Source organism: Streptomyces sp. NBC_01334 (assembly GCF_035983595.1).
Lineage (GTDB): Bacteria > Actinomycetota > Actinomycetes > Streptomycetales > Streptomycetaceae > Streptomyces > Streptomyces coriariae.
On record NZ_CP130718.1, the window covers coordinates 688029 to 699303 of the forward strand.

8 protein-coding genes are annotated in these 11275 nt (G+C 72.9%); 5 read left to right on the plus strand and 3 right to left on the minus strand.

What is annotated here, in order from left to right; genetic code table 11:
• Positions 1–95 precede the first annotated feature (95 nt).
• Genes OG736_RS03100 through OG736_RS03110 form a run of 3 tightly spaced genes read left to right on the plus strand, consistent with a single transcriptional unit; the run spans position 96 to position 3387 of the window.
• A complete protein-coding gene (locus tag OG736_RS03100) occupies positions 96–1466 on the plus strand; it encodes an extracellular solute-binding protein (protein ID WP_327181020.1) in 1371 nt (456 codons plus the stop codon).
• A complete protein-coding gene (locus OG736_RS03105) occupies positions 1466–2512 on the plus strand; it encodes a carbohydrate ABC transporter permease (RefSeq protein ID WP_442817153.1) in 1047 nt (348 codons plus the stop codon). Before OG736_RS03100 ends, OG736_RS03105 begins: the two co-directional genes overlap by 1 nt.
• On the plus strand, positions 2509–3387 hold the full coding sequence (locus OG736_RS03110; RefSeq protein ID WP_327181021.1) for a carbohydrate ABC transporter permease: 879 nt from the start codon (positions 2509–2511) through the stop codon (positions 3385–3387). Before OG736_RS03105 ends, OG736_RS03110 begins: the two co-directional genes overlap by 4 nt.
• On the opposite strand, the gene OG736_RS03115 is transcribed toward OG736_RS03110, so the two are convergent.
• Positions 3351–5660: a glycoside hydrolase family 3 N-terminal domain-containing protein gene (locus OG736_RS03115; protein WP_327181022.1), complete on the minus strand. Its 2310-nt coding sequence runs from the start codon at positions 5658–5660 to the stop codon at positions 3351–3353. The genes OG736_RS03110 and OG736_RS03115 overlap by 37 nt on opposite strands.
• A 257-nt stretch (positions 5661–5917) precedes the next feature.
• Positions 5918–6946, minus strand: coding sequence for an N-acetylglucosamine kinase (locus OG736_RS03120; protein ID WP_327181023.1), 1029 nt, complete (start codon positions 6944–6946; stop codon positions 5918–5920).
• Between the two features lie 268 nt (positions 6947–7214).
• On the opposite strand from OG736_RS03120, the gene OG736_RS03125 reads away from it, so the two are divergent.
• Positions 7215–8246 carry a glycoside hydrolase 5 family protein gene (locus tag OG736_RS03125; protein ID WP_327181024.1) on the plus strand — a complete coding sequence of 344 codons (1032 nt, stop codon included), beginning with the start codon at positions 7215–7217 and terminating at the stop codon, positions 8244–8246.
• Positions 8247–8352: 106 nt separating this feature from the next.
• Here the strand turns inward: OG736_RS03125 and OG736_RS03130 are convergent, their stop codons facing one another.
• Positions 8353–9858 (minus strand): glycoside hydrolase family 3 N-terminal domain-containing protein, encoded by a 1506-nt coding sequence (locus OG736_RS03130; RefSeq protein ID WP_327181025.1) that lies wholly within the window; start codon positions 9856–9858, stop codon positions 8353–8355.
• A 214-nt stretch (positions 9859–10072) separates the two neighbouring features.
• Here OG736_RS03130 and OG736_RS03135 point away from each other — a divergent pair, with 214 nt between their 5' ends.
• A complete protein-coding gene (locus tag OG736_RS03135; RefSeq protein WP_327181026.1) occupies positions 10073–11272 on the plus strand; it encodes an MFS transporter in 1200 nt (399 codons plus the stop codon).
• Positions 11273–11275 lie beyond the last annotated feature (3 nt).

An 11275-nucleotide genomic window follows, 5' to 3' on the forward strand; every position in this document is an offset into this window, starting at 1 on the left:
AGTCGGAGGCGAAGTTGGTGGTTTGAACCAGCAGTTCGAACCAGTGCTTCGGGCCAGCAGCCCGCATCAGCGGCTGACGGATCGCAGGAGGCAACATGCGTGCGGGAAGACTGACCGGAACCTTGGCAGGCGTCATAGCCCTGGCCCTGACCGCGGCCGGCTGCGGCCTGTCGGGCGGCTCCGACAGCGGGGACGCCACGGCCGGCGGCTGCGAGGTCGACCAGGGCAACGTCGGTTCCGGGAAGCTCACGGGGGACGTCGAGGGGAAGATCACCTTCCAGACGACCAACCTGAAGAAGGACTTCGGCGACTTCTTCAACGGCGTGATCAAGGCGTTCGAGAAGGCCCACCCCGACGCGTCGGTCAAGTGGATCGACGACCCCGGCGACAACACCTTCACCCAGCGCACCGTCGCCGACGCCCAGGCCTGTACGTTGCCGGACGTCCTCAACCTCAACTCCGAGACGGGGACGGCCCTCACCAAGGCCGGCTACCTGCTCGACCTCGGCGTCAAGGACCCCGACGCCAAGCAGCCGTTCGTCCCGGCGTTCTGGAACTCCAGCACCATGAAGGACTCCTCGGGCATGCCGCAGCACACGGTGCTCCCCTGGTACACCGGCGGCATCGTCCTGACGTACAACACCGATCTGCTGGAGCAGGCCGGGATCGACCCGGCGAAACCTCCGACGACCCTGTTCGGGCTGTTCGCCGACTACGAGAAGATCGCCAAGGCGGGCCGGGGCAAGTACTACGCGACGATGGCGAACCCGGTCTGGCGGATCCCGGCCGACTTCGACCAGATGAACATCAAGATGCTGGCCGACGACGGCAAGTCCGCCGTCTTCGCCGATGATCCGCGGACCACCGAGTGGGTCGCCTGGATGGCGAAGCTGTACAAGGAAGGGGCCATGCCGAAGGACTCGCTGTCCTCCAGCAACGACCCCTCCACGCTGTACAGCCAGGGCAAGGTCGCCTACGGCTCGACGAACCCGAGCTTCGTGCGGTTCGTGAAGCAGAACAGTCCGTCGGTGTACGCCAAGACCGGCGTCGGCCAGCAGCCCTACGACAAGCTCGGCCACACCACGGGGGCACCGCAGTACATCGGGGTCGCCGCCACCAGCAAGCACGCGCCCGCGGCGCTCGCCTTCGCGAAGTTCCTCACCGACGCCGAGAACCAGACGGCCTGGTGCAAGGACCCGGACGTGGTGATCTTCCCCACGACCACCGTCTCGCTGGACGACCCGTTCTTCCAGAAGGTGACCGGGGACGACCCCTTCTCGGAGGCCCGCAAGCTCGTCGCCGAACAGCTCAAGACCACCACCGCGTACCAGACCAACCTCTCCCCGGCCGTGCAGAACGCGATCGTGGCGCAGGTGCAGCTGGCGATGCAGGGCAAGAAGAGCCCCGAACAGGCCGTGAAGGACGCCCAGTCGAAGGCCGACGAGCTGCTGAAGCAGGCGGGCTGATCGTGGCGGCCCAGACCACGAACCCGGTGTCCGTGCCCGGTGCGGAGCGCACCGTCACCGTGCCCGGTGGGGGGCGCGCCTCCGTGCCGGGCCCGGCCCCGTCCCGGGTCCGACGCCTCGGCCGGGCCCTGTTGCCAGGACCCTCGGCCGGCGCCAACGGAGCGGCGCTGTACCGCCGTTGGTGGCTGCCCTGGCTGTGGACCGCGCCCGCCGTCGTCTGCGCAGTGGTGTTCGGCGTGTTCCCGTTCCTCAACACCGTCCTGCTGTCGTTCACCGACGCCAAGCCGCTCGGCGGCGCCGCGGACTTCGTCGGACTGTCCAACTACACCCGGATGCTCGACGACTCCGACTTCTGGCTCGCGACCCGCAACAGCGTCCTGTACGCGGTGATCGTCGTACCGCTGATGGTGCTTCTGCCGCTGATGCTGGCCGTCCTGGTGGAGAAGAACCTGCCCGGCATCGGCTTCTTCCGCTCCGCCTTCTACACGCCGGTGCTCGCCTCCAGCGTGGTCGTGGGACTGAGCTGGCAGTGGCTGCTGGCCGACGACGGGCTGATCAACACCTGGTTGGAGAAGGCCCATCTGATCAGGGACGCCATCCCCTTCCTGTCCGACTCCTGGCTGATCCTGTTCTCGGCCATGGGCCTGACGCTGTGGAAGGGGCTCGGCTGGTACATGATCTTCTATCTGGCCGCGCTGGGGAACGTGCCGAAGGAGCTGCACGAGGCGGCGTCCATGGACGGCGCCGGTACGGTCCGCCGCTTCTGGCACATCACGGTGCCGGGTGTACGGCAGGCCATGATGCTGGTCGGCACCCTGACCGGCATCGGCTCGCTGCGGGTGTTCACGGAGATCTACATGCTGGGCAGCTCCACCGGCGGGCCCGGCGGCGCCGACCGCACCCTGCCCTTCTACATCCGGGACGTCGGCCTGGACCCGCTCACCGGCAACGCCGGCTACGGCTCGGCGGTCAGTGTGGCCCTGTTCGCGCTGACGCTGGGGCTGACCCTGCTGGCGCAGCGCCTGACGAAGGAGGACGAGTCATGACGACGGCGGTGGACAGGCCCCGGCGGCCGGTGCCGCGCTGGCGGGACTACGGCCGCCCCCGTGAACTGGTCGTCCGCTACCTGCTGTTGCTCTTCGTGCTGGGCATCACCGTCGGCCCGCTGGTCTGGCAGCTCCTGGCCTCGCTGAAGAGCACGAGCGAGGACGTCTTCGGGGCCGACGCCTCGCTGCTGCCGCACCACCCGACGCTGCGGGCCTACCGGCAGGTCTTCGAGCAGGTGCCGGTGGCCACGTACATCAGGAACAGCGTGATCGTGGTCGCCCTGTCGGTCACCAGCCAGCTGCTGTTCTCCACCACGGCCGGCTACATCCTCTCCAAGCCGGGCTGGAAGGGCCGCACGGCGGTCTGGGTCGTGCTGGTCGCCTCCATGATGTTCCCCTTCGAGTCGATCATGGTGTCGCTGTTCCTGAGCATCCGCGACCTGGGTCTGGTCGACAGCCTGGCGGGCGTGTGGCTGCCCGGGTTCGTCGGCGCCATCAACGTCCTGCTGATGCGTGGCGCGTTCCTGGCGGTGCCGCGCGAGATCGAGGACTCGGCGATGCTCGACGGCGCGAACGAGTGGCAGCGCTTCCGGCACCTGTATCTGCCGTCCGCCTGGGGCGCGATCCTGGTGGTCACGGTCAACACCTTCATCAGTGCCTGGGACGACTTCCTCTGGCCGCTGATCGTGCTGCGCTCCGAGGACCACATGACGCTGACGCTGGGGCTCTCCCGGCTGCAGAGTTCGTCGTTCGGCTACGACCAGCGGGTGGTGATGGCCGGCTCGGTGATCTCGGTGGTCCCGGTGCTGGTGCTGTTCGTGATCACGCAGCGGTGGTTCTACAAGGGCGTGTCGTCGGGGGCCGTCAAACTCTGATCGCGCCCGACCTCGAGCACGAGGGGGACGGCGGTGAGCGCCTCCGCTGCCGACACCGCCACCCGGATCTCCACCGCCTGTGACGGTACGACCGTCTCCAGATCGGCGCCGACCAGCTCCAGTCGGTCGGCGCCGAGGTGTATCGCGACCGTACGGCGCTCCCCCGGCGCGAGCTCCACGCTCCGGAACGCCCGCAGTTCGAGCGTGCGCGGCCAGACGGGGGCGCGCAGCCGGCGGACGTAGAGCTGGACCACGGTGCGACCGGGCCGGGCGCCGGTGTTGGTGACGTCGACCTCGACCGTGTGCCCCGCCGACCGGGGCGGCCCGTGGTGGAACGTCGTGTACGACAGCCCGTGCCCGAAGGAGTAGAGCGGTCCGGCGTCGCCGTCGACGTAGGAGCCGTATTCGGTGTCCTTGTGGTTGTAGTGGACGGGGAGCCGGTCGGCCGAGCGCGGCACGGAGACGGACAGCCGGCCGACGGGTTCGGTGAGCCCGAGGAGCACCTCGGCGATCGCCTCGCCGCCCCACGGGCCCGGATACCAGGCGGTGAGCAGCGCGGCGGCCCGGTCCGCCGCCTCCGGAACAGCGTGCGGGCGGCCCTGGACGAGGACCACGACGGTGGGCGTGCCGGTGGCCGTGACCGCGTCCAGGAGCGTGTGCTGGGCCCGGCCCAGCCGCAGCCCGGCGAGGTCGACGCCTTCGCCGCAGGTCATCTCGGAAACGACCGTCCGCGCGGCCCCGTTGGCGTCGAACTCCGTGTCGGGGGTCCGGGCGCTGCTGCCGCCCAGCACCAGTACGGCCAGGTCACTGGCGGCGGCCGTCGCGACCGCCTCGGGGATGTCGGTGAGGTCGGCGCCGGTGAGGGCCGCGCCCCGGGCGTGGCGGACGTCCGTGCCGGGCGGGACGAGGCGGCGCAGCGCGTCGAGGACGCTCACGCCCGTGCCGGGGCGCTGTGGGGCGGTGTAGTCACCGAGCTGGTGGGCGGTGGTGGCGGCGTGCGGGCCGAGCACGGCGACGCGCCGCACGGCCGGCCCGAACGGGAGGACACCCCCGGTGTTGTGCAGGAGGGTGACACAGGCCCGCGCGAGCTCGGTGCTCAGTTCCCGTCCGGCGTCGGCGGGGACCGCCGTGCGGTGGGTGTACGGCTGCTCGAACAGGCCCAGCCGGAACTTCAGCCGCAGGACGCGGACGACGGCGGCGTCCAGGGCGGCCTCGCTCACCAGGCCCCGTTCGACGGCCTCCGCCAGGTGGGTGAAGCCCTCGTCCCAGAGGCTGAGGTCGACCCCGGCGTCGAGGGCGAGAGCACCCGCGGAGACCTTGTCACCGGTGATGCGGGCCAGCCGGTCCACGGCCAGCCCGTCGGCCATGACCAGGCCCTCGAAACCCCAGCGGTCGCGGAGCAGTCCTGTGAGCAGGGCACGGTTGCCGCAGCAGGGCAGACCGTCCACCTCGTTGTAGGCGGCCATGACGGCGGCGGCCCCGGCCCGGACTCCGGCCCGGGCGGCCGGGAGATGGATCTCGTGCAGTTCGCGCGGACCGAGTTCGGACTCGGCGGAGTTGCGGCCGCCGACCGTGGCGCCCTGGCCGGCGAAGTGCTTGAGGACGACGGGCGCCTTGTCCGCCGCGAACCGCTCCCCCGTGCCCTGCATCCCCCTGACCAGTGCCTCCGTCAGCCGGGCCGCGAGATACGGGTCCTCGCCGAAGCACTCCTCGGTGCGTCCCCAGCGCGGGTCCCGGGCGATGTCCAGCGCGGAGACGAGCGCCAGATGGCCGCCCCGGGCCCGCAGTTCGGCGGCGGCGTGGGCCGCCGCCCGCTCGTACAGGGCGGGATCCCAGGTGGCGCCGATCGCCAGGTTGACGGGGAGGACGGTGCCGTCGAGGGCCATGTGCCCGTGCGGCACCTCCTCGATGAACAGGGCGGGGATCCGCAGCCGGCTGCGCTCCAGCACCTGACGCTGGACCAGGTCCGCGAGGTCGGCGCTGTCCTCGAGGCCGGGTCCGTCGCCGTGGTCGACGCCGGACCAGGCGTCGGCGCGCATCAGACCGTAGAGGGCGCCGAGACCCGCGAAGCGCTCGGTCTCGGCGTGCAGGGCCTCGGTGAGTTCGAAGTCCCCGGCGGCTGTGCGGCGGTAGGCGTCCCAGCCGTACATCCGCTGATTGAGCTGGCCGACCTTCTCCCGCGGGGTCATCCGGGCGAGAAGATCGGCGACACGGGTGTCCAGCGGGGCGGCCGGGTCGAGGTACGGGGCGGCCGGGTGGTCCTGAGAGGGCATGGGACGTCCTTGCACGGGGCGCGTCAGGGGGCGGTGGCCCTGGAAGGGCAGGGGGTGCTCTTGCGCGGGGCGCGTCAGCGCGCAGTTCGGTGGGCAGGACGGGGATCCGGGGCGGAGCGACCGGGCGGTCCTGGAAAGACATGCGGCGTTCCTGCGCGGGGCACGTCAGCGGGCAGTTCGGTGGGCAGGGCGAGGATCCGGGGGCCGAGCGACCGGGCGGTCCTGGAAAGACATGCGGCGTTCCTGCGCGGAGCGCTTCAGCGGGCGGTGCGATGGGCGAGGCGGGCCAGGGCCACGGCGCCCGGGGAGCCGTCCGACACGGGGGTGACCGTGAGCGCGAGGTGCGCCAGGCGTTCGGTGAGAGGGGTGAGCAGGGGACCGTGCGGGGCGAGCAGGCCGCCGGTGACCACCAGGGGTTCGCCCGGGCGCGGGGCCAGGGCCGTCACGGTCTCCGTCAGCCGGCGCGCGGCCTCCCGCAGGATCTCCCCGGCGACGGGGTCCTTCTCCTCGGCGGCCCGGACGACCAGCGGCGCGTGGTCGGCCAGCCGGACCGGCGGCCGGTCCATGACGGCGGGCAGCAGATGCGCGCGGTAGGCGGTGCGCAGGACCGCGCTCCAGGCGGCGTTGTCCGTGACGCCGTAGGCCTCGGGGGGCAGGACGCCCGGCGGCAGCCCCAGCTCACGGCCGACCGCGCGGGCGAGGACGGTGGGCGCGCCCCGGCCGTCCGCCGCCCGCAGGGCCGAGCGGACGGCCGCGCGGCCGATCCAGAAGCCGCTGCCGTCGTCCCCGAGGAGCCAGCCGTCGCCGCCGGAGGTCGCGGTCGGCGCCCGGGCGGCGATCCGGGCCGCGACCGCGCCGGTGCCGGCCACCAGGACCAGGCCGTCGGCGGGATGACCGGGGGCGGTGGCGAACGTGGTCTCGATGTCGCTGTGCACGTCGACCGTCGGGGCGGCGATGCCCAGCCGGGCGAGCGCGCCGGACAGGGCCGTGCGGGCCCGCACCCGGCCGGGCTCGTCGGCGCCCTGGCGCTGGTGGCCGGTGCCGGCGAAGCCGCCCGCCACCGCGGCCACCCGCCCGCGCAGCGGTTCGGGCACCGCCTGAGCGAGAGCCTCGGCGAGGTGGTCGGCGAGCTCGGGACCGGGCACGGTGAGCGCGTTGCCCGGACCCGCCGTGCCCTCGCCCCGGATCCGACCGTCGCCGAGGTCCGCCAGGACGGCACGCGTGCGCGTGCCGCCGGCGTCGAGGCCGACCACGAGATCGCGGTCTTGGTTCAAATCACTATTCATTGCATCCCATGGTGGTTGATACATTCGCCCGAGACAAGGTCCGTCTCGCGAGGAGGACACCATCGACACGCACCGGTCCGCGCCCGAGCTCCGCTTCGGTGTCAACTACACCCCACGCCGGGGCTGGTTCCACGCCTGGCACGACTTCGATCCCGGGCTCGCGCGCGAGGACCTGGCACAGATCGCCGGGCTGGGTCTGGACCACGTCCGCGTCTTCCATCTGTGGCCGCTGCTCCAGCCCAACCGCACGCTGGTCCGCGCGTCGGCCGTGGACCAGCTCGTCCGCCTGGTGGACCTGGCCGCCGAGTGCGGCCTGGACGTCCTGGTGGACGGCGTCCAGGGGCATCTGTCGAGCTTCGACTTCTACCCGGAGTGGACGCGCAGCTGGCACCACCGCAACGTGTTCACCGACCCGGAGGCGATCGAGGCCCAGGCGCTGCTGCTGCGCACGCTGGGCCGCGCGCTGTCGGGTCACCCCCGTCTCCTCGGGCTCCAGCTCGGCAACGAGCTCAACAACCTGGTCGAGCACAATCCGGTGTCGGTGACCGAGGTGGACCACTACCTCGACACGCTGCTGGCCGCCGCGCGGGAGGGACTGGGCGACGGCGCGGGCCTGGTCACGCACTCGGCGTACGACGCCGCCTGGTACGGCGACGACCACCCCTTCACCCCGCAGGCCTCGGCCCGCAAGGGCGACCTGACCACCGTCCACCCCTGGGTGTTCTCCGCCGACTGCGCGCGGCGCTACGGTCCGCGCTCACCGCAGGTGCACCATCTCGCGGAGTACGGGACGGAACTGGCGGCGGCCTACGCCACCGATCCGGCCCGCCCGGTCTGGGTCCAGGAGACCGGGGCGCCCGAGCCGCACATCCCGGCGGCCGACGCCCCCGACTTCGCCCGCGCGACACTGCTCAACGCGGCCGGCTGCGCGCGGCTGTGGGGCGTCACCTGGTGGTGCTCGCACGACGTCGACCGCTCACTGGCCGACTTCCCGGAGCTGGAGTACACGCTGGGCCTGTTCGACTCCGCGGGCCGGCCCAAACCGATCGCGGAGGCGCTGTCCGCCACGGTGGCCGACCTCCGCGCCGCCCCCGGCCCTCCGCCGGCCCGGACCACGGCCCTGGTCCTGCACTGCACCCCGTCCACGCGTTCGGTGTCCGGCCCCGGCGGCGCGTTCTTCGACGCCTGGATGCGGTTGCGCCAGGAGGGGACCCGCCCGGCGGTGGTCCTGGCGGAGCGCGCGGCGGACACGGCACACCTGGCCGCGAGGGGAATCACGGAGCTGATCGACGGGAAGTGAGACGCCCGGGGGGCGGGGGCGGGGGTGGAGGCGAGGGGCGAGCGGCGAGGGCGGAGGGCGGGGGCCGGGGCCGGCCGGAACTCCGACCCCGGAGTCTCCGCCCCGGTCAGGAGGTGCGGCCCGTCAGCACCTCCGCCAGCGCCCGCAGGTTGACCCGCCCCCTGCCGTGCGCGCACACCGCGCTGCCCGGCTCCGGCAACCCGGTGGAGACCAGCAGGGCGTCCGGTCGCGCCGCCAGCAGCGCGTCCCGCAGGCGCCCCTGCCAGACGTACAGCTCGGCGTCGCACACGGCGACGACCAGCGGCCGCCCCTCGGCCGCCCGCAACACCTCCTCGACGACGACCTCCACGACGCCCCCGGCGTCCTCCGGCTCCCCGGCGAACGCCGTCCCGGTGACCGTCGGGTCGAGGGCGTGCCAGGCGGTCAGGAGGTCCTCGCCGCCCCAGTTGAGCGCGGGGTGCGGGGCCGGGAAGAGGTCGACGACATGGGCGCCCGGACCGGGTCTCGGCGACGGCCCCGCACTGCGCACGGCCCGCCGCGCCGCGGTCGGCCCGGCCTCCGTGTCCCACGCGGCCACCGCGCCCGGCCGGTACGGCAGCGCGTAGCGCAGCGCGAGCCGTCGCACCCGCTCCGCGGCCTCGGTCACCCGCGCCTCGGGCAGCTCCCCCGACCGCAGCGCGTCGAGCACGGCGTCCCGGCAGGCGAGGGTGACCTCCAGGTCCGGTACGGCGACGATGACCTGGTCCGCTCCCGCGGCGAGCGCGAGACGCGCGCCGGCCGCCTCGCCGTAGCGGTCGGCGATGGCCTTCATCTCCAGCGCGTCGCTCACCAGCACGCCGTCGAAGCCGAGTTCACCGCGGAGCAGGTCGGAGAGGATGCGCGGACTGAGGGTGGCGGGCCGGTCCGGGTCCAGCGCCGGAAACACGACATGGGCGCTCATCAGCATGGGCACACCGGCCTCGACGGCCGCCCGGAAGGGCGCGAGGTCGAGCCGCTCGTAGGGCCGCGGGTCGACCGCGAGCTCGTGATGGCTGTCGGTTACGGTCCCGCCGTGCCCGGGGAAGTGCTTGGCGCAGGAGGCCACGCCGCGTGCCTCGGTGGCCCCGATCCAGGCGCGCAGATGCCGGGAGACCAGCTCGGGGTCGGACCCGAAGGCACGGGTGCGCACGATGGGGTTCTCGGGCCGGCGCTGGACGTCGGCGACGGGGGCGTAGGAGGCGGTGATGCCGAGCGAGAGCAGGTGTCCCGCCAGGGCGTCGGCGCAGGCGGCGGTGAGCTGCGGGTCGTCCGTGACACCGAGCGCCCAGGAACCGGGCACCTCGGGGGCGCCCGCGGCCACCAGGTGCCCGATGCCGCCGCCCTCGTTGTCGATGGCGATCAGCAGGTCCTGGCGCAACGTCCGGAGTGTGCCGGTGAGTTCGCGGACCTGGTCGGCGTCGCGGACATTGCGCGTGAACAGGATGACCCCGCCCAGTCCGCGGTCGACGAGCCGTTTCAGGGTGTCGGGGACGGTGGTCGTGCCGTCGAAGCCCGCGACGAGACAACGGTGGGCCGCCTCGTCGAGGTCGGCGGAGAGTGCCGGGCCGGTGGGCCCGGGGGCGGAGTGCGTCACCCCCGGAATCCTCTGGCTCGTCAAGCCGAAAGTCAATATTGCGGTGGATTAACGATTCACTCTGCCGTCCGCGGCCGCCGTCGCCGTCGGATCCCGGGGCTATCCGGCGCGCCTGGACGGGCTCCGGCAGGAAAGCCGGGACCGCACGGCGACTCGCCGGATGTCGGGCACGTCGGGCCTCGGCGGCGCCCCGCGCGGGGTTACTGTCGCCGCCATGGACCGTGATCACCGAGGATGGCTCCCCTGTCTGCTCGGCGGAGCCGTCTTCGCCGTGTGCATGGCCGGCACCACGCTGCCGACCCCCCTCTACGGCCTCTACCAGGAGAAGTTCGGCTTCTCCGAGCTGACGGTCACCGTCGTGTACGCGGTGTACGCCTTCGGGGTCATCGGTGTGCTGCTGCTGGCCGGCAACGCCTCGGACACCGTGGGCAGACGTCCGGTGCTGATGGCGGGCCTGGGCTGCGCGGCGGCGAGCGCCGTGTCCTTCCTGGCCGCCACGGGGCTGGGCTGGCTGTACGCGGGACGGCTGCTGTCGGGGCTGTCCGCCGGGCTGTTCACCGGGGCCGCCACGGCGTACGTGATGGACCTGGCTCCGCCCGGCGGCGCCTCCCGGGCCACGTTCGTCGCGACGGCCGCCAACATGGGCGGGCTGGGCTGCGGTCCACTGCTCGCCGGAGTGCTCGCGCAGTACGCCGACTGGCCGCTGTACCTGCCGTTCGCCGTGCATCTCGCCCTGGTGGCCTGTTCGGTCGCCGTCGTGGCGTGGCTCCCGGAGACCGTGCGGCACCGGAAAGCGCTGAGCACCGTACGGCCGCAGCGGCCCGGCCTGCCCCCTGAGGTGCGGGCGGTGTTCGGGCCGGCGGCGATCGCCTCGTTCGTGGGGTTCGCGCTGTTCGGCGTGTTCACCTCGGTCAGCCCGGCGTTCCTCGCCGACTCCCTCGACGTGGACAACCACGCCGTGAGCGGTCTCATCGTCGCGCTGGCCTTCTTCGCCTCGACCGCCGGGCAGCTGGTCGTCGGCCGGGTCGGGGTCGGGCGCTCGCTGCCGCTGGGCTGCGCCGCGCTCCTGGCCGGGCTCGCGCTGCTCGCGGGCGCGTTGCGGTGGGAGGTGCTGGCGCTGGTGGTGCTGAGCGCGATCGTCGGCGGGGTCGGACAGGGGCTGGCGTTTCGCGGGGCTCTGTCCGCGGTGGCCGGGGCGTCTCCCGGGGACCGGCGCGCGGCGGTGATCTCGACGCTCTTCGTGGTCGCCTACGCGGGCATCTCGGTGCCGGTGATCGGCGTGGGTGTGCTGGTGGGTCCCCTCGGCCTGGAGGGTGCCGGGCTGGTGTTCATCGGGTGCATGGCCGTACTCGTCTCGACGGCGGGGGCCTATCTGCTCCGGCGGCCGGTACGGGTGGAGGACGTGAACGCCTGAGTC

Excerpts from the sequence above, each read along its gene's own strand:
- OG736_RS03135 (WP_327181026.1), top strand. The coding sequence starts at position 10,073 with ATGGACCGTGATCACCGAGGATGGCTCCCCTGTCTGCTCGGCGGAGCC.
- OG736_RS03120 (WP_327181023.1), bottom strand. The coding sequence starts at position 6,946 with ATGAATAGTGATTTGAACCAAGACCGCGATCTCGTGGTCGGCCTCGAC.
- OG736_RS03110 (WP_327181021.1), top strand. The coding sequence starts at position 2,509 with ATGACGACGGCGGTGGACAGGCCCCGGCGGCCGGTGCCGCGCTGGCGG.
- OG736_RS03100 (WP_327181020.1), top strand. The coding sequence starts at position 96 with ATGCGTGCGGGAAGACTGACCGGAACCTTGGCAGGCGTCATAGCCCTG.
- OG736_RS03115 (WP_327181022.1), bottom strand. The coding sequence starts at position 5,660 with ATGCCCTCTCAGGACCACCCGGCCGCCCCGTACCTCGACCCGGCCGCC.